The following is an 18352-nucleotide window of genomic DNA, read 5'->3' on the forward strand; positions in this document are numbered from 1 at the left end:
CTTACAGGTCGAGCAGCAGGCGTGCCGGATCTTCCAGCGCATCCTTCATCGCGACGAGCGACAGCACGGCTTCGCGGCCGTCGATGATGCGGTGGTCGTACGACAGCGCGAGGTAGTTGATCGGACGGATCACGATCTGGCCGTTTTCGACGACCGGACGCTCCTTCGTCGCGTGCACGCCGAGGATTGCCGACTGCGGCGGGTTGATGATCGGGGTCGACAGCATCGAGCCGAACACGCCGCCGTTCGAGATCGAGAACGTACCGCCCGTCATTTCCTCGATCGACAGCTTGCCGTCCTTCGCCTTCTGGCCGAACTCGGCGATCTTCTTTTCGATCTCGGCGAGGCTCAGTTGATCCGCGTTGCGCAGGATCGGCACGACGAGGCCACGCGGCGAGCCGACAGCGATACCGATGTCGAAGTAGCCGTGGTAGACGATGTCGTTACCGTCGATCGACGCGTTCACGAGCGGGAACTTCTTCAGCGCGTGGACGGCCGCCTTCACGAAGAACGACATGAAGCCGAGCTTCACGCCATGTTCCTTCTCGAACTTGTCCTTGTACTTGTTGCGCAGTTCCATGACCGGGGCCATGTTCACTTCGTTGAACGTCGTCAGGATCGCGTTGGTCTGCTGCGACTCGAGCAGACGCTCGGCGATACGCGCACGCAGGCGCGACATCGGCACGCGCTGCTCCGGACGGTCGTTCAGCCAGGTCGTCGCCGACGCCGGCACCTTCACGTCCGGCAGCGACGGCTTCGCAGCGGCGGTCTTCGCCGGTGCGGCAACCGGAGCAGCCTTCGGTGCGCTGACTGCTGCCAGCGCGTCGCCCTTCGTGACGCGGCCGTCACGGCCCGAACCTGCGACGTCGCCCGCCGACAGGCCCTTCTCGGCCAGCAGCTTCGATGCAGCCGGCGATGCGGTGGTCGACGATGCGGCTGCGGCAACCGGCTGTGCTGCCGGTGCGGCTGCAGCAGGCGCTGCTGCCGGCTTGACTTCGGCGGCACCCGCCGCGGCTTCGGCTGCACCTGCCTTCGCTTCGGTGTCGATCGTTGCGATCAGCTGATCGGCCACGACGGTGTCACCGTCGTTCTGCAGCACTTGCGCGAGCACGCCCGCGGCCGGCGCCGGCACTTCGAGCACGACCTTGTCGGTCTCGAGTTCGATCAGGATTTCGTCTTGAGCAACTGCTTCGCCCGGCTTCTTCTTCCACTGCAGCATGGTGGCTTCCGAAACCGACTCCGAAAGCTGGGGGACTTTGACTTCTACGATAGCCATGTGATTTTCCTGGATGCTTAATCTGGGTAATGACGAGGTTCGTGCGATTCCTTCGGCCGGTGCGGCGCGCTACGCGCCCGGCGGGCCAAAAGAGACGGGAAAGCGCATGACGCCTTCCCGTTTCGCTTCCGTCGGTTATTTCGCGATCGATGCGCTCTTCAGGCGGCCGAATGCACCTTCGATGAGGGCCTTCTGCTGCTCGTAGTGCTTCGCGTAGTAGCCAACCGCCGGCGAGGCCGAAGCCGGACGACCGCTGTATGCCAGCTTCTGCCCTTCCTTCATGCCTTCCTTCAGATGGTGCTCGACGTAGAACCAGGGGCCCTGGTTCTGCGGCTCGTCCTGCACCCAGACCACTTCAGTCGCGTTCTCGTACTTCTTCATTTCGGCTTCGAACTGCTTGTGCGCGAACGGATACAGCTGCTCGATACGGATGATCGCGACGTCGTTCGCCTTCGCTTCGCGGCGATGGGCGACGAGGTCGTAATACACGCGGCCCGAGCATGCCAGCACGCGCTTGACCTTCTTCGCGTCGATGCCGCCGTCGGTTTCGCCCAGCACCGGCTGGAACGAACCCTTCGCGAGCTCCGACAGGTCCGACACCGCTTCCTTGTGACGCAGCAGCGACTTCGGCGTCGCGATGATCAGCGGCTTGCGGAACAGGCGGATCATCTGGCGACGCAGCAGGTGGAAAATCTGCGCCGGCGTCGTCGGTTGAACGACCTGCATGTTGTGATCTGCGCACAGTTGCAGGAAACGCTCGATACGCGTCGACGAGTGTTCCGGACCCTGGCCTTCGTAGCCGTGCGGCAGCAGCATCGTGAGACCCGACACGCGGCCCCACTTCACTTCGCCCGACGAGATGAACTGGTCGATCACGACCTGTGCGCCGTTGACGAAGTCGCCGAACTGCGCTTCCCACAGCACGAGCGTGTTCGGCTCGGCGGTCGAGTAACCGTATTCGAAGCCCAGCACCGCTTCTTCCGACAGCACCGAGTCGATCACCGTGAACTTCGCCTGGCCTTCAGCGATGTTCTGCAGCGGCACGTACGTGCCGTCGTTCCAGCGCTCGCGGTTCTGGTCGTGCAGCACCGCGTGACGGTGCGTGAACGTGCCGCGACCCGAGTCCTGGCCCGTGAGGCGCACCGAGTAGCCCGATGCGACGAGCGACGCGAACGCGAGGTGCTCGCCCATGCCCCAGTCGAGCGGCTGGTCGCCACGCGCCATGTTGCGACGGTCGTTGATCACGCGCTCGACGAGCGGGTGAACCTTGAAGTTTTCCGGGACCGTCGTGATGCGTTCGCCGAGGCGCTTCAGTTCTGCGAGCGGCACGGCCGTGTCGGCTGCATCCGTCCACTTGCGGTTCAGGAACGGAACCCAGTCGACCGCGTACTTGCTCTTGTAGTTCGACAGGACCGGGTCGACCGTGTGGTGACCGTCGTCCATCGCCTTGCGGTACGCCTTCACGTAGCCGTCGACGTCTTCCGCGGCGATCACGCCCTGCTGCACGAGCTTCTCGGCGTACAGCGCACGGGTGCCCGGGTGCTGTGCGATCTTCTTGTACATCAGCGGCTGCGTAACCGCCGGCGTGTCCTGCTCGTTGTGACCCAGCTTGCGGAAGCAGACGATGTCGATCACGACATCCTTGTGGAACTGCATCCGGTAGTCGATCGCGATCTGGATCGCGAGGACGACCGCTTCCGGATCGTCGCCGTTCACGTGCAGCACCGGCGCTTCGATCATCTTGACCACGTCGGTACAGTACAGCGTCGAGCGCGCATCGCGCGGGTCCGACGTCGTGAAGCCGATCTGGTTGTTGATGACGATGTGCAGCGTGCCGTGCGTGCCGTAACCGCGCGTCTGCGCGAGGTTCAGCGTTTCCATCACGACGCCCTGGCCAGCGAAGGCCGCGTCACCGTGGATCTGCACCGGCAGCACTTGCAGGCCGTCTTCGTCGCCGCGACGATCCATACGCGCCTTCGCGGAACCTTCGACCACCGGGTTCACGATTTCGAGGTGCGACGGGTTGAACGCGAGCGACAGGTGGACCGGGCCGCCTTCCGTCGACACGTCCGACGAGAAGCCCTTGTGGTACTTCACGTCACCGGCCGGCAGGTCGTCGACGTGCTTGCCTTCGAATTCGGCGAACAGGTCGGCCGGCATCTTGCCCAGCGTGTTGACCAGCACGTTCAGACGGCCACGGTGGGCCATGCCGATGATGATTTCCTGGACGCCGCGCTTGCCCGAGTGCTGGACGACTTCGTCCATCGCCGCGATGAAGCTTTCGCCGCCTTCGAGCGAGAAGCGCTTCTGGCCGACGTACTTGGTGTGCAGATAGCGCTCGAGGCCTTCCGCTGCCGTCAGGCGATTCAGGATGTGCTTCTTCTCGTCCGCCGAGAAGTTCGGCGTCGCGCGGATCGACTCCAGGCGCTCCTGCCACCAGCGCTTCTGTTCCGGGTCGCTGATGTACATGTATTCGGCGCCGATCGTGCCGCAGTACGTGTCGCGCAGACCCTTGACGATGTCACGCAGCGAAGCCTGATCGAAACCGAAGTACAGGTTGCTTGCGCTGTACGTCTGGTCGAGGTCGCCTTCGGAGAAATCGTAGAACGCGGGTTCGAGCTCGGGAATGGCGGGACGTTCGCGACGCTTCAGGGGATCCAGATTGGCCCATTGCGAGCCGAGGAAGCGATAGGCGCTGATGAGGGACTGGACGTGCACTTGCTTGCGTGCCGCAGCCAGATTGCTGGTGCTTTCGCGCGGAATGAAGGCATTGGCCTTCGCGCGCTCGGCGAACGATTCGACGATCGGAAAATGGGCGACGTCATTGGCATTCGAACCGTCCGTTGCAGGTACGTTCTGCAGCGCGTCGAAATACTCTCGCCAGTTCTCCGGCACCGATGCCGGATTGTTGAGGTATGCATCGTACAGTTCTTCAACGTACGAAGCATTGCCGCCGAACAGATAGGAGTTCAGCTGAAACTGCTTCATTACATCTGACATTTTACGCTCACCTTTCTTCGAGCTTCTCGAGAAATAGCGGGTTACTCAACCTTCCGCGACACGGCCTGACCGTTTAGCGGATTGCGAATCAAGTCTTGCTTGGAAGGACCTAAACTTGCGTGCGCGCAGCATATCACAGAACCGATACCGGAGTTCACGGTGAAATGCGCCTGAAAGCCCGCCCGACGGGGTTTTGCCGGATTGCCGCGACCGGCAGAAACAGTGTTTTGCAGGCAACCCGATTGCACGTCGCGCAGATGCAAAAAAGGCTGCCCGCAGGCAGCCTTTTCCGTGATGCAGCGAAGGGTCGAAATGCTTAGTCGACCGCGCCTTCGCGGCTCGCGCGGCGACGCTCGTGTTCCTTCAGGTGACGCTTGCGCAGACGGATCGACTGCGGCGTCACTTCGACGAGTTCGTCGTCGTCGATGAATTCGACCGCGTATTCCAGCGACATCTGGACCGGCGGCACGAGGCGCACGGCTTCGTCGGTACCCGACGCACGCACGTTGGTCAGCTGCTTGCCCTTGATCGGGTTCACGACGAGGTCGTTGTCACGGCTGTGGATACCGATGATCATGCCCTCATACAGCGCGTCACCCGGCTTCACGAACATGCGGCCGCGATCCTGCAGCTTCCACAGTGCGTAGGCCACGGCAGCGCCGTCGTCCTGCGAGATCAGCACGCCGTTGCGGCGTTCGAACACCGAGCCGTCCTTGACCGGTGCGTACGAGTCGAAGATGTGGCTCATCAGGCCCGTGCCGCGCGTGAGCGTCAGGAACTCGCTCTGGAAGCCGATCAGGCCACGCGCCGAGATCTTGTATTCCAGACGCGTGCGGCCGCGGCCGTCCGACGCCATGTCGAGCATCTCGCCCTTGCGGCGACCGAGCTCTTCCATCACGCCGCCCTGATGCTCGTCCTCGACGTCGACCGTCAGCAGCTCGTACGGCTCGTGACGGACACCGTCGATTTCCTGCATCACGACGCGCGGACGCGACACGGCCAGCTCGTAGCCTTCACGACGCATGTTCTCGACGAGAATCGTCAGGTGCAGTTCGCCGCGGCCCGACACTTCGAACACCGTTTCGTCGCCGGTGTCCTTCACGCGCAGCGCGACGTTGTGGTTCAGTTCCTTCATCAGGCGGTCGCGGATCTGGCGGCTCGTGACGAACTTGCCTTCGCGGCCGGCGAGCGGCGACGAATTGACGAGGAAGTTCATCGTCAGCGTCGGCTCGTCGACGGTGATCATCGGCAGCGCTTCCGGCGTATCCACCGCGCAGATCGTTGCACCGATACCGACGTCTTCAATACCGTTGATCAGCACGATGTCGCCCGCTTCGGCCGATTCGACCTGCACGCGCTCGAGGCCCGTGAACGACAGCACCTGGTTGATCTTGCGGTTCAGCACATCGCCTTCCGGCCCGAAGCGCATCGCGACCGGCTGGCCCGGCTTGATGCGACCGCGCGTGATACGGCCGACGCCGATCCGGCCGACGTACGTCGAATAGTCGAGCGACGTGATCTGCAGCTGCAGCGGCGCCTCCGGATCCGCCGGGCGGACCGGCACGTGTTCGAGGACTGCCTCGAACAGCGGGCGCATGTCGCCTTCGCGCGCAGCCGGGTCGAGCGACGCATAGCCGTTCAGGCCCGATGCGTAGACGATCGGGAAGTCGAGCTGCTCTTCCGTTGCGCCGAGCTTGTCGAACAGGTCGAAGGTCTGGTTGATGACCCAGTCGATCCGCGCACCCGGACGGTCGATCTTGTTGACGATGACGATCGGCTTCAGGCCGAGCGCGAGCGCCTTCTTCGTGACGAAACGCGTCTGCGGCATCGGGCCCTCGACCGCGTCGACGAGCAGCAGCACCGAGTCGACCATCGACAGCACGCGCTCCACCTCACCACCGAAGTCCGCGTGCCCCGGCGTGTCGACGATGTTGATGTGCGTGCCTTCGTACTCGACCGCGCAGTTCTTCGCGAGAATCGTGATCCCGCGCTCTTTTTCGATGTCGTTCGAGTCCATCACCCGTTCCGCAATCTGCTGGTTCTCGCGGAAGGTGCCGGACTGGCGAAGCAGTTGGTCGACGAGCGTGGTCTTGCCGTGGTCGACGTGGGCGATGATGGCGATATTGCGAAGGGCGCGGGTCATAGAAACCTGGAAATCGTTTGAACGCGCAAAAGCGCCCGCTCGTTTTTCACGGGCGCGCGCATTGCAGCTTGGAAAGCCACAAATTATAGCACGTGAGAATGTCGAAAGCTGACGGGCACGTTGCGATGCGACAAGCTGGCCGGCACGCCCTCCCCTCGAACGCATCAATCATGCCGAAGCCGCATCGCCGGCGAGGTCAAAAACCTTATCCGCACAAGGGATTTGTCTGACGCGAAGCGCGCCCTTTGCCGTTCGATTAACATTTGCCGCGGCAAGCAACTGTGCCTATACTGCTGCCTAGTCAACTATTGCAGCTTCAGGGTTTTATGTCGGATTCTTCTACCCAACCGCCCGTTTCGCCGCTGTCTTCGTATCAGATGAACGATAGCGTCGGCTATCTGATGTCGCGCGTGAAGTCGGTGATGACCAACCTCGTCACGCAACGCACGCAGGAAGAGCTCGGCATCACGGGCACGCAGGCGAGCATGCTGTTCATGATCGCGGTCGGCAAATGCTCGACGGCCGCCGAGCTCGCGCGCGAGTACGGGATCGACGCGAGCGCTGTCACGCGCCTGCTCGACCGGGTCGAGAAACGCGGCCTGCTGTCCCGCGTCCGCAGCATCGAGGATCGGCGCGTCGTGCGCCTCGAGCTGACCGACGAAGGCCGTGCGCTCGCCGAGCGGCTGCCGCCCATTTTCCGCAGCGTGCTCGACCAGGTGCTGGACGGGTTTACGCCGGAAGAAGTCGGGTTCCTGAAGAGCATGCTGCGCCGCATTCTCAGCAACTACTGCGAGACCGCCGGCGGCAGCATCACGTAATAGTTGCCATAACAATTACTTTTGACAGATTAATGTAAGGAAATCCTTGCAGTGTCCATCATTCATTCCGAGTCAGGGATCAGCGCGATGAAATCCTCCCCGTTGTCCGTGCGCGCCGGGTCGTGCCGCGCCGCCGTCGCCGCCGCGGTCGCCGCACTGGCGCTGGCGGGCTGCGCTAATTACATCGGCATCAAGAGCGACAAGCAGATCGCCCCCGCGTCGCAATTCGAATCCGCCCAGAGCCTGCCGGCCCAGGGCGGCCAGTGGCCGGCGCTCGACTGGGCCGGCCAGTTCGGCGATCCGCAGTTGCCGAAGCTGATCGAGGAAGCCCTGCAGGGCAATCCGTCGATCGCGCAGGCGCAGGCGCGTATCGCCAAGGCGTCGTCGTACATCGAATCGTCGCGTTCGAGCCTGCTGCCGAAGGCGGAAGCCAGCTATTCGTGGACACGCGAGCTATATTCGTCGAATGCACTGTTCCCGCCCCCGTACGGCGGCCAGTGGTACAGCGAGAACAACGCGCTCGCGAGTGCATCGTGGGAACTCGACCTGTGGGGCAAGAACCGCGAACGCCTGCACACCGCCGTGTCGCAGGAAAAGGCGGCCGAAGCCGACATGCAGCAGGCGCGCATCACGCTCGCGTCGTCGGTCGCACGCACCTACAACTCGCTCGCGCAACTCTATGCGCTGCGCGATATCGCACAACGGGAGATTGCCAACCGCGAGACGGTCGGCAAGATCACCGACGGCCGCGTGTCGGCCGGCCTCGACACCAACGTCGAACGCCAGACGGCCCGCGGCAATATCGCGACGACCCAGGCTTCGCTGTCGGATCTCGACGGCCAGATCACGACCGTGCGCTACCAGCTCGCGGCGCTGCTCGGCAAGGGCCCGGATCGCGGGCTGCAGATCGCCGCGCCCGTGATGAACCCGAGCGGCGAAGTCGCGCTGCCCGGCAACCTGCCGGCCGATCTCGTCGCGCGCCGCCCCGACATCGTCGCCGCACGCTGGCAGGTCGAAGCCGCGATGCACGACGTGAAGGAAGCGAAGGCCGAGTTCTATCCCGACGTAAACCTCGCGGCCGGCTTCGGTTTCGATGCGTTCGGCTGGGGCAAATTCCTGAACTTCGCGAGCCGCCAGGCACAGTTCGGCCCGGCGATCCACCTGCCGATTTTCGACGCCGGCGCGCTGCGCGCGCAGCTCAAGGGCCGCTACGCGGACTTCGACCTGTCGGTGGCGAATTACAACCAGACGCTGATCAGTGCACTGAACGATGTCGCGACGCAGGTCGCGTCGATCCGCGCGGTCGATCGCCAGATGGGCGATGCGCAACGCGCACTCGACGCATCGACGCGCGCCTATGACCTCGCGGTCATCCGCTACAAGGCCGGCCTGTCGCCGCAACTGCAGGTGCTGACCGCGGACAGCAACCGCCTCGCATCGGAGCAGACGGTGACCAACCTGAAGATGCGCCGGCGCGACATGCAGCTCGCGCTGATCAAGGCGCTGGGTGGCGGGTTCGACGCGACCGGTACGCCGCTCGCCGCGCCCGATGCCGACAAGCCGACGAAACAGGCCGCCAACTGATCCGGCGCCACCACTACGCAGACACTCGAAATAACGGACGGAGAAAATCGCCATGAGCGACCAACAAAACGCCGCCAGCGCGCAGCCGCAGAGCAACGGCAAACGCAAACGAATGATGACGCTGCTCGTCGCGGTCATCGTGATCGCGGCCATCGCGTATGGCCTGTATTACTTCCTCGTCGCCCGCTTCCATGAAGGGACCGACGACGCGTATGTGAACGGCAACGTCGTGCAGATCACGCCGCAAGTCACCGGCACCGTAATCGCGGTGAAGGCCGACGACACGCAGACCGTCAAGGCCGGCGATCCGCTAGTCGTGCTCGACCCGGCCGACTCGCAGGTCGCGCTGCAGCAGGCCGAAGCCAATCTCGCGCAGACGGTGCGCCAGGTGCGCGGCCTGTTCGTCAACGACGACCAGTACCGCGCGCAAGTCGCACTGCGCCAGTCCGACCTGTCGAAAGCCGAGGACGATCTCCGTCGCCGCGTCGCCGTCGCACAGACGGGCGCCGTGTCGCAGGAAGAAATCTCGCACGCACGCGACGCCGTTCGCGCCGCCCAGGCATCGCTCGACGCATCGCAGCAGCAACTCGCGTCGAACCGCGCACTGACCGCAAACACGACGATCGCATCGCATCCGAACGTGATGGCCGCGGCCGCGAAGGTGCGCGATGCCTATCTTGCGAACGCACGTAACGTGCTGCCCGCGCCGGTCACCGGCTATGTCGCGAAGCGCTCGGTGCAGGTCGGCCAGCGCGTGTCGCCGGGCACGCCGCTGATGTCGGTGGTGCCGCTGAACGCGGTGTGGGTCGATGCGAACTTCAAGGAAGTCCAGCTCAAGCACATGCGCATCGGCCAGCCGGTCGAACTGACGGCCGACATCTATGGCTCGTCGGCGGTCTACCACGGCAAGGTGGTCGGTTTCTCGGCCGGTACCGGCTCGGCGTTCTCGCTGCTGCCGGCGCAGAACGCGACGGGCAACTGGATCAAGGTCGTGCAGCGCCTGCCGGTGCGGATCGAACTCGATCCGAAGGATCTCGACAAGCACCCGCTGCGTATCGGCCTGTCGATGCAGGTCGACGTGGACATCAAGGACGAACGCGGCGACCAGCTCGTGAACGCGCCGAACACCGTCTACGAGACCAACGTGTTCGCGAAGTACGGCGACGAAGCCGACGCCGAAATCGCCCGCATCGTTGCCGAGAACGCAGGCGGCAACGCATCGGCACCGGCCGCGGCGAAGTCGAACGCCATCGCGAAGATGATGTAACCGTTCCGACTCCGGAAAGACAACCGACATGGCACAGGCTCCTGTCTCTCACCCGCCCTTGCAGGGCGGGCAGCTCGTGATCGGGACGATCGCGGTATCGCTCGCGGTGTTCATGAACGTGCTTGACACGTCCATCGCGAACGTCGCGATCCCGACCATCTCGGGCGACCTCGGCGTGTCGTCCGACCAGGGCACATGGGTCATCACGTCGTTCGCGGTCGCGAACGCGATCTCCGTGCCGCTGACCGGCTGGCTGACCGACCGCTTCGGGCAGGTTCGCCTGTTCCTCGCGTCGATCATCCTGTTCGTGATTTCGTCGTGGATGTGCGGGCTCTCGCCCAACCTGCCGTTCCTGCTTGGGTCGCGCGTGCTGCAAGGCGCGGTTGCGGGCCCGATGATCCCGCTGTCGCAAGCGCTCCTGCTGTCGAGCTATCCGCGCGCCAAGGCACCGATGGCGCTCGCGCTATGGGCGATGACGACGCTGATCGCGCCGGTTGCCGGCCCGATCCTCGGCGGCTGGATCTCGGACAACTACTCGTGGCCGTGGATCTTCTACGTCAACATCCCGGTCGGCATCGCCGCCGCCGCCGCGACGTGGGCGATCTACCGCAATCGGGAATCGGCCGTGCGACGTGCGCCGATCGACGGCGTGGGCCTCGCATTGCTGGTCATCTGGGTCGGCTCGCTGCAGATCATGCTCGACAAGGGCAAGGATCTCGACTGGTTCGAGTCGACGACCATCATCGTGCTTGCGCTGACCGCCGTTATCGCGTTCGCGTTCTTCGTCATCTGGGAACTGACCGCCGAACACCCGGTCGTCGACCTGTCGCTGTTCCGCATGCGGAACTTCACCGGTGGCACGGTCGCACTGTCGATCGGATACGGCCTGTACTTCGGCAACCTCGTGCTGTTGCCGCTGTGGCTGCAGACGCAGATCGGCTACACCGCGACAGACGCCGGCCTCGTGATGGCGCCGGTCGGGCTGTTCGCCATCCTGCTGTCGCCACTCACCGGGAAGTATCTGCCGCGCACCGATCCGCGCTTTATCTCGACGGCGTCGTTCCTGACGTTTGCGCTGTGCTTCTGGATGCGGTCGCGCTACACGACGGGTGTCGACGAATGGTCGCTGACCCTGCCGACGCTCGTGCAGGGCATCGCGATGGCCGGCTTCTTCATCCCGCTGGTGTCGATCACACTGTCCGGCCTGCCCGGTCACCGTATCCCCGCGGCGTCGGGCCTGTCGAACTTCGTGCGGATCATGTGCGGCGGCATCGGCACGTCGATCTTCCAGACGGCCTGGGACCATCGCAACAACTTCCATCACGCGCAACTGGTCGAGCAGACGAACGTCTACAACCCGACGTTCAACCAGGCCGTCACGCAGATGGGCAACCTCGGTCTGACGCAGGACCAGGCGCACGGGCTGATCAACAACATGGCCACGCAGCAGGCCGCGCAGCTTGGCGTGAACGACCTGTTCTACATCTCCGCGGCGATCTTCGTGCTGCTGATCGGGTTGATCTGGATCACGAAGCCCGAGCGCTCAGGTAGCGGCGACGCAGGTGCCGCGGCATCGGCTGCACACTGAACACGCAGCCAGAACGCAAACAAAAAGCCCGGTCGACCTCGACCGGGCTTTTTTATTTCGACAGGAGCGCGTTCGCTCGGCGGCGTCAGCCAGCCGTGACGACGAGCCGTTCGGGCGCCAGTACGCCGTTCGCCTTGCGCGCCACACCGAGCAGCCGCGTCGCGTCGTAGACACGCACACGCTCGCCTTCTGCCGCATCGATCGGATCGAGCGCCGACAGCGGCAGACGTTGGCCGTGCAGGAACCGCTTCGCACTGGTTTCATCGAGACGAACCAGCGGAAACGTCGACAGCAACGCGTCGACCGGCTGGAGCCACGCATCGCGCGACGCTTCGTCGGCGTCGGACAGCGCATCCAGCGTCACCGCATGCTCGAGCGTCAGCGCGCCGACGCCCGTGCGACGCAGCATCGTCAGATGCGCACCGCAACCGAGCGCCTCGCCGATGTCCTCGGCCAGCGTGCGCACGTAAGTGCCCTTGGTGCAGGTCACGCGAAACGTCACGTCGGGCAGGTCGCACGCGAGCAGGTCGAGTGCGAGGATCGTCACGTTGCGGCCCTCACGCTCGACGGTTTGACCCGCGCGCGCATATTCGTACAGCGGCTTGCCATCGCGCTTGAGCGCCGAATACATCGGCGGCACCTGCACGATATCGCCGGTGAAGCGCACGAGCGCGGCTTCTACCGCCGCACGGTCGCATTCGACGGGCCGCGTGTCGATCACCTCACCTTCCGCGTCGCCGGTGGCCGTACGCTGACCGAGACGCATCGTCGCTTCGTAGGTCTTGTCGGCTTCGAGCAAATCCTGCGAGAACTTCGTCGCCTCGCCGAAGCACAGCGGCAGCAAGCCCGAAGCCAGCGGATCGAGCGTGCCGGTGTGACCGGCTTTCTTCGCGAGCAGCAGGCGCTTCGCGCGAATCAGTGCGTCGTTGCTCGACAGGCCGATCGGCTTGTCGAGCAGGAGGACGCCGTCCAGCACGCGCCGGGGCACGCGCGGACGTTGGGGTGCTGCAGTCGTCATAGGCCGGTCGAGCTCAGTCGTCCTTGGCGGCCGCGTCGGCCTCGTCATCGTCCTTCGCGCGCGTCGAGTTCGCTTCCTTGATCAGGCGCGACATTTCGACGGCCTTCTCGATCGTCTGGTCGTAGTGGAAATGCAGCGTCGGCACCGTATGAATGTGCAGGCGCTTGAACAACAGGTTGTGCAAGTGACCCGACGCATGATTCAGCGCTTCCTGCGTCTTGGCCGGATCGCCGGTCAACGCGGTGAAGTAAACCTTCGCGTGCGCGTAATCCGGCGTGAGTTCCACGCTCTGGATGGTCACGATGCCGATGCGCGGGTCCTTGACCTCGCGCATGATGAGTTCGGACAGATCGCGCTGAATCTGGTCAGCGATCTGCACGTTACGATTCGGGGAAGTACGTTTCCTGGACATGATCGATCCGTGATCCGTTTATCAGGATAAAGCGGCGGCCAGTGTTGGCACGCCACCATGAAAATGGGCGGGACAGGCTCAAGCCTGCCCCGCCCATGAGCCGATGCGCGAGGGTTACAGCGTACGCGCGACTTCGGTCACTTCGAAGACTTCGAACTGGTCGCCTTCGACGATGTCGTTGAAGTTCTTCACCGACATACCGCACTCGAAGCCTTGCTTCACTTCCTTCACGTCGTCCTTGAAGCGCTTCAGCGATTCGAGTTCGCCCGTGAAGATCACGACGTTGTTGCGCAGCACGCGCACCGACGACGAGCGCTTGACGATACCGTCCGTCACCATACAGCCGGCGACTGCACCGATCTTCGGCACCTTGAAGACCTGGCGCACCTCGACCGTGCCGGTGATGACTTCGCGCTTCTCCGGCGCCAGCATGCCCGACATCGCCGCCTTCACCTCATCCACTGCGTCATAGATGATGTTGTAGTAACGGATGTCGATGCCGTTCGACTCGGCCAGCTTGCGCGCCTGTGCATCTGCACGCGTGTTGAAGCCGATGATGACCGCCTTCGATGCCGTTGCGAGGTTGACGTCGTTTTCGCTGATGCCACCCACCGCGCTGTGCACGATCTGCACGCGCACTTCGTCGGTCGACAGTTTGAGCAGCGACTGCACGAGTGCTTCCTGCGAGCCTTGCACGTCCGCCTTGATGATAAGCGGCAGGTTCTGCACTTCGCCTTCGCCCATCTGCTCGAGCATGCTTTCCAGCTTCGCGGCCTGCTGCTTCGCAAGCTTGACGTCGCGGAACTTGCCTTGACGGAACAGTGCGATTTCACGCGCCTTGCGCTCATCCGGCAGCACGATCACTTCTTCGCCCGCACCCGGCACTTCCGACAGACCCTGGATTTCGACCGGGATCGACGGACCGGCTTCCTTCGTCGGCTTGCCGTTCTCGTCGAGCATCGCGCGCACGCGGCCGTAGGCCGTACCCGCCAGCACGACGTCGCCTCGATTCAGCGTACCGGACTGCACCAGGATCGTCGCGACCGGGCCCTTGCCCTTGTCGAGCTTCGCTTCGATCACGATGCCCTTGGCCGGCGCCTCGACCGGTGCCTTCAGTTCCAGCACTTCGGCTTGCAGCAGCACGTTCTCGAGCAGATCGTCGATACCCGCGCCCGTCTTCGCCGAAACCGGCACGAACGGCGAATCGCCACCGTACTCTTCCGGCACGACGCCTTCCGCGACCAGCTCCTGCTTGACGCGATCGAGATTCGCGTCCGGCTTGTCGATCTTGTTGATCGCGACGACGATCGGCACACCGCCTGCCTTCGCGTGGGCGATGGCTTCCTTCGTCTGCGGCATCACGCCGTCGTCGGCTGCCACCACCAGCACCACGATGTCGGTCGCCTTCGCGCCGCGTGCACGCATTGCCGTGAACGCTTCGTGACCCGGCGTATCGAGGAACGTGATGACGCCACGCGGCGTGTCGACGTGATAAGCGCCGATGTGCTGCGTAATGCCGCCCGCTTCGCCAGCGGCAACCTTCGCGCGGCGGATGTGGTCGAGCAGCGAGGTCTTGCCGTGGTCGACGTGACCCATGACCGTGACGACCGGCGGACGCGGCAGTTGCTCCGCATCGGTACCCGTTTCGCCTTCGACGAGCAGCGCTTCCGGATCGTCCAGCTTCGCGGCAACCGCGCGGTGGCCCAGTTCCTCGACGATGATCATCGCCGTTTCCTGGTCCAGCACCTGGTTGATCGTGACCATCTGGCCCATCTTCATCATCACCTTGATGACTTCGGAGGCCTTGACCGACATCTTGTGCGCGAGGTCGGCAACCGACACGGTTTCCGGCACGTGCACTTCGCGGACGATCGGTTCGGTCGGCGCCTGGAACGTCGAGCTGTCCTGGTGACGGCCGCGACCCTTCGGGCCACCGCGCCAGCCGCGGTCGACGCCGCCGCTCGAATCGCCGCGCGTCTTGATGCCGCGACGCTTCGATGCGTCGTCCTGCCAGCCGCCCTTGCCTGCGCCCGGCTTCTTGTTGCGGTCGCCCGCGCCTGCCGGCGCAGTCGTAGCCGGCGCTGCAGCACCGGCCGGCTTCTTCACGGCCGGACGCGCCTGCGCACCTTCCGGCTTTGCCGGCTTGTGCAGCGTGCCCTTCGCTTCGGCCGGCTTCGGCGGCTCGACCGGCTTCGGCGGCTCGACTGCCTTGACCACGGCCTTGCGCGGCGTGTTCATCATTTCGCGAATCGCACGCGCTTCGGCTTCTGCCGCCGCACGACGCTTGCTGATCTCTTCCTGCTCGGCGCGCGCCTTGTCCGCCGCCTCGCGGGCAGCGTCTTCAGCCTTCTTCGCCGCCTCGCGCTGTGCCGCACGTTCGGCGGCTGCGCGTGCTTCGTCCTGCGCGGACTGCGCAGTCGCCGCTTCCTGTTCGGAAGCAGCAGCCTGCTGCGCGGCCGCCTGCTGCTGTGCGGCTGCCTGCTGCTGTGCCGCCGCAGCTTCAGCCGCAGCACGCTTCGCCGCCGCTTCTTCCTCGGCACGACGGCGCTCGGCTTCAGCCGCTTCCTCGCGGGCACGGCGCTCCGCTTCCTCGCGCTCGAGGCGCTCCTGACGCTCGCGCAGTTCCTGCGCCTGCTGCTCGAGCAGCTCGGCCTCCCGGCGCGCTTCTTCTTCGCGACGCTTCAGTTCTGCATCGTCATCCGCTTCGGCGACCTGCGCCTGACCCTGTTCCGCACCCTCGCTCGCGTCGTCGCGCTTGACGAACGTACGCTTCTTGCGGACCTCGACCTGAATGGTGCGAGCCTTGCCCGTCGCGTCAGATTGCTTGATCTCCGACGTATGCTTGCGGGTCAGCGTGATCTTGCGCTTGTCGCCGTCGGTTGCGCCGTGCGACTTGCGCAAATGATCGAGCAGACGCGCCTTGTCCGTTTCGGACAGCGCATCGTCTTCACTCGCTTTCTGGACGCCCGCTGCCTGCAGCTGTTCGAGCAGCACACCAGCAGGCATTTTCAGTTCCGCGGCAAATTGGGCTACGTTGTTACTCGCCATTCATTCCTCTTAGTGCAAGGACCGATTCCTTGCTGTTAGCATCGGGTCAGGCCATACGGCCGCCATCAAATCAGTGCGCCATGGTCATTTCTCACTGGAACCAGTGTTCACGTGCTTTCATGATCAACGCCTTAGCGGCATCCTCTTCCATCCCGGTCATGTCGACCAGTTCATCCACAGCCAGCTCGGCGAGATCGTCTCGCGTCTGCATGCCGTGTTCGGCCAGCTTCGCGAGCAACTCCGGCGTGATGCCGTCGAGGCTCTTGAGATCCAGCGCTGCGTTCTCGACCTTTTCTTCGTTCGCGATGGCCATCGTCAACAGCGCGTCGCGTGCGCGGTTGCGCAGTTCGTGCACGGTGTCCTCGTCGAACGCCTCGATTTCGAGCATTTCGTTGAGCGGCACGTACGCGATCTCTTCCAGGCTCGTGAAGCCTTCGTCGATCAGGATGTCGGCAACTTCTTCGTCGACGTCGAGACGCGCCATGAACAGCGCACGCAGCCGGTCGCGCTCTTCACCCTGCTTCAGGGCGGATTCGTCCGGCGTCATGATGTTGATCTGCCAGCCGGTCAGCTCGCCTGCAAGGCGAACGTTCTGACCGCTGCGGCCGATCGCGACAGCCAGCTCGTTCTCGTCGACGACGACGTCCATCGAGTGCTTTTCTTCATCGACGACAATCGACTGAACAGCTGCCGGCGCGAGCGCGCCGATCACGAACTGGGCGGGATCCTCCGACCATAGCACGATGTCGATGTTTTCGCCACCGAGCTCGTTGCGCACGGCCTGCACGCGGGAACCGCGGATGCCGACGCAGGTGCCGATCGGGTCGATCCGCTTGTCGTACGCGATGACGCCGATCTTCGCGCGCACGCCCGGGTCGCGGGCAGCCGCCTTGATCTCGAGCAGGCCCTGCTCGATTTCCGGCACTTCCATCTCGAACAGCTTCATCAGGAATTCGGGCGCCGTACGCGACAGCTCGATCTGCGGGCCGCGCGCGGTGCGGTCGACCTTCGCGATGTACGCGCGCACGCGGTCACCCACGCGCAGGTTTTCTTTCGGGATCAGCTGATCGCGGCGCAGCAGCGCCTCGACACGGCCCGATTCGACGATGAAGTTGCCCTTGTCGAGGCGCTTCACCGTACCCGTCATGATCTTTTCGCCACGCTCGAGGTAGTCGTTCAGGATCTGCTCGCGCTCGGCGTCGCGCACCTTCTGCAGGATCACCTGCTTCGCGGCCTGCGCGCCGATGCGACCGAACTCGATCGACGGAACGGGTTCCTCGACATACTCGCCGACTTCGACGTCGGGCTTCTGCTCACGTGCTTCGAACAGCAGGATCTCGCGATCCGGCTCCTGCAAGCCTGCCTCGTCGGGTACGACGAGCCAGCGACGGAAGGTTTCGTGCTCGCCGCTTTCGCGATCGATATGGACGCGGATTTCGGCGCCTTCGTCGAACAGCTTCTTGGAAGCGGACGCGAGCGCAGCCTCGAGGGCGCCCAGCACCACATCCTTGTCGACGTTTTTCTCGCGCGCCAGCGCATCCACCAGCATCAACACTTCGCGACTCATTATTTGCGGCTCCTAAAGTCAACTTGCGGAATCAGGCGGGCTTTGTCGATATCGGCCAGCGTGAAATCCAGCATGGCCGCCTCGCCCTTCTTCCTCTCAAATTCCAAACCGATCGTTTCGCCATTCGGCGCGTGCAGAATGCCCCGGTACGTCTTGCGCCCGTCCAGCGGCTTTTTCAAAGTCACGGAAACTTCGCTGCCGGCGAAGCGCTCGAAGTCGGCCAGCTTCTTCAACGGGCGGTCGAGCCCCGGGGACGAGACTTCGAGCCGTTCGTAATCGATGTTTTCGACCGTCAAGACGTGCTGGAGCTGACGCGTGACCTTTTCGCAATCTTCGAGCGAGATGCCGGCAGGCTGATCGATGTAGATGCAAAGCATGCCGCGCCCGGTGCGCTCGAGATCCACCAGCTCGTAGCCGAGCCCGGTGACCGTGGTTTCTATCAGTTCCGTCAGTTGCACTGTGTCCTCTCAGGTGTTCGCGCCCGCCGCTCGCGATTCACCCGCGGGCGCGCGCCTTAGCCGGCGCAGGAAGCGCTACCCGAGATGCCTAACCGTTTCAGCAAAAAAAAATGGGCGGAACGCCCATCTTCTTACTGGTGGTCGCACCTGAGCCGCACATTGAATCCGTACGC

Annotated in this window: 12 protein-coding genes; 4 read left to right on the top strand and 8 right to left on the bottom strand. The window is 63.9% G+C overall.

The window, feature by feature from the left end; translation table 11 throughout:
• Position 1: 1 nt before the first annotated feature.
• The 3 genes from odhB to typA form a co-directional block, all read right to left on the bottom strand.
• Positions 2-1276 carry a 2-oxoglutarate dehydrogenase complex dihydrolipoyllysine-residue succinyltransferase gene (odhB, locus tag BDO18943_RS08040; protein ID WP_175021893.1) on the bottom strand — a complete coding sequence of 425 codons (1275 nt, stop codon included), beginning with the start codon at positions 1274-1276 and terminating at the stop codon, positions 2-4.
• Between the two features lie 135 nt (positions 1277-1411).
• Positions 1412-4276, bottom strand: coding sequence for a 2-oxoglutarate dehydrogenase E1 component (locus BDO18943_RS08045; protein WP_175021894.1), 2865 nt, complete (start codon positions 4274-4276; stop codon positions 1412-1414).
• 316 nt (positions 4277-4592) lie between these two features.
• A complete protein-coding gene (typA, locus tag BDO18943_RS08050; RefSeq protein ID WP_043182588.1) occupies positions 4593-6419 on the bottom strand; it encodes a translational GTPase TypA in 1827 nt (608 codons plus the stop codon).
• A gap of 326 nt (positions 6420-6745) precedes the next feature.
• On the opposite strand from typA, the gene BDO18943_RS08055 reads away from it, so the two are divergent.
• The 4 genes from BDO18943_RS08055 (at position 6746) to BDO18943_RS08070 (ending at position 11676) form a co-directional block, all read left to right on the top strand.
• Complete coding sequence (locus tag BDO18943_RS08055; protein WP_011351804.1) at positions 6746-7237, top strand: MarR family winged helix-turn-helix transcriptional regulator; 492 nt, start codon at positions 6746-6748, stop codon at positions 7235-7237.
• A gap of 87 nt (positions 7238-7324) precedes the next feature.
• A complete protein-coding gene (locus BDO18943_RS08060; RefSeq protein WP_175021895.1) occupies positions 7325-8821 on the top strand; it encodes an efflux transporter outer membrane subunit in 1497 nt (498 codons plus the stop codon).
• A 52-nt stretch (positions 8822-8873) separates the two neighbouring features.
• Positions 8874-10088 carry an HlyD family secretion protein gene (locus BDO18943_RS08065; RefSeq protein ID WP_043182585.1) on the top strand — a complete coding sequence of 405 codons (1215 nt, stop codon included), beginning with the start codon at positions 8874-8876 and terminating at the stop codon, positions 10086-10088.
• Between the two features lie 28 nt (positions 10089-10116).
• Complete coding sequence (locus BDO18943_RS08070; protein ID WP_175021896.1) at positions 10117-11676, top strand: DHA2 family efflux MFS transporter permease subunit; 1560 nt, start codon at positions 10117-10119, stop codon at positions 11674-11676.
• 85 nt (positions 11677-11761) lie between these two features.
• On the opposite strand, the gene truB is transcribed toward BDO18943_RS08070, so the two are convergent.
• The 5 genes from truB to rimP all read right to left on the bottom strand — a co-directional run bounded on the left by truB (position 11762) and on the right by rimP (position 18179).
• Positions 11762-12694, bottom strand: a complete 933-nt coding sequence (gene truB / locus BDO18943_RS08075; RefSeq protein ID WP_175021897.1) for a tRNA pseudouridine(55) synthase TruB — start codon at positions 12692-12694, stop codon at positions 11762-11764.
• A gap of 13 nt (positions 12695-12707) precedes the next feature.
• The gene (gene rbfA / locus BDO18943_RS08080; protein WP_011351799.1) at positions 12708-13106 is read right to left on the bottom strand and encodes a 30S ribosome-binding factor RbfA; all 399 of its coding nucleotides are present in this window, start codon (positions 13104-13106) and stop codon (positions 12708-12710) included.
• Between the two features lie 114 nt (positions 13107-13220).
• A complete protein-coding gene (gene infB, locus BDO18943_RS08085) occupies positions 13221-16154 on the bottom strand; it encodes a translation initiation factor IF-2 (protein ID WP_175021898.1) in 2934 nt (977 codons plus the stop codon).
• Between the two features lie 91 nt (positions 16155-16245).
• Complete coding sequence (gene nusA / locus BDO18943_RS08090) at positions 16246-17721, bottom strand: transcription termination factor NusA (RefSeq protein ID WP_043182579.1); 1476 nt, start codon at positions 17719-17721, stop codon at positions 16246-16248.
• A complete protein-coding gene (rimP, locus tag BDO18943_RS08095; RefSeq protein ID WP_014897219.1) occupies positions 17721-18179 on the bottom strand; it encodes a ribosome maturation factor RimP in 459 nt (152 codons plus the stop codon). Before rimP ends, nusA begins: the two co-directional genes overlap by 1 nt.
• Positions 18180-18352 lie beyond the last annotated feature (173 nt).

This window comes from Burkholderia aenigmatica (genome assembly GCF_902499175.1).
In the GTDB taxonomy this organism is placed as follows: Bacteria; Pseudomonadota; Gammaproteobacteria; order Burkholderiales; family Burkholderiaceae; genus Burkholderia; species Burkholderia aenigmatica.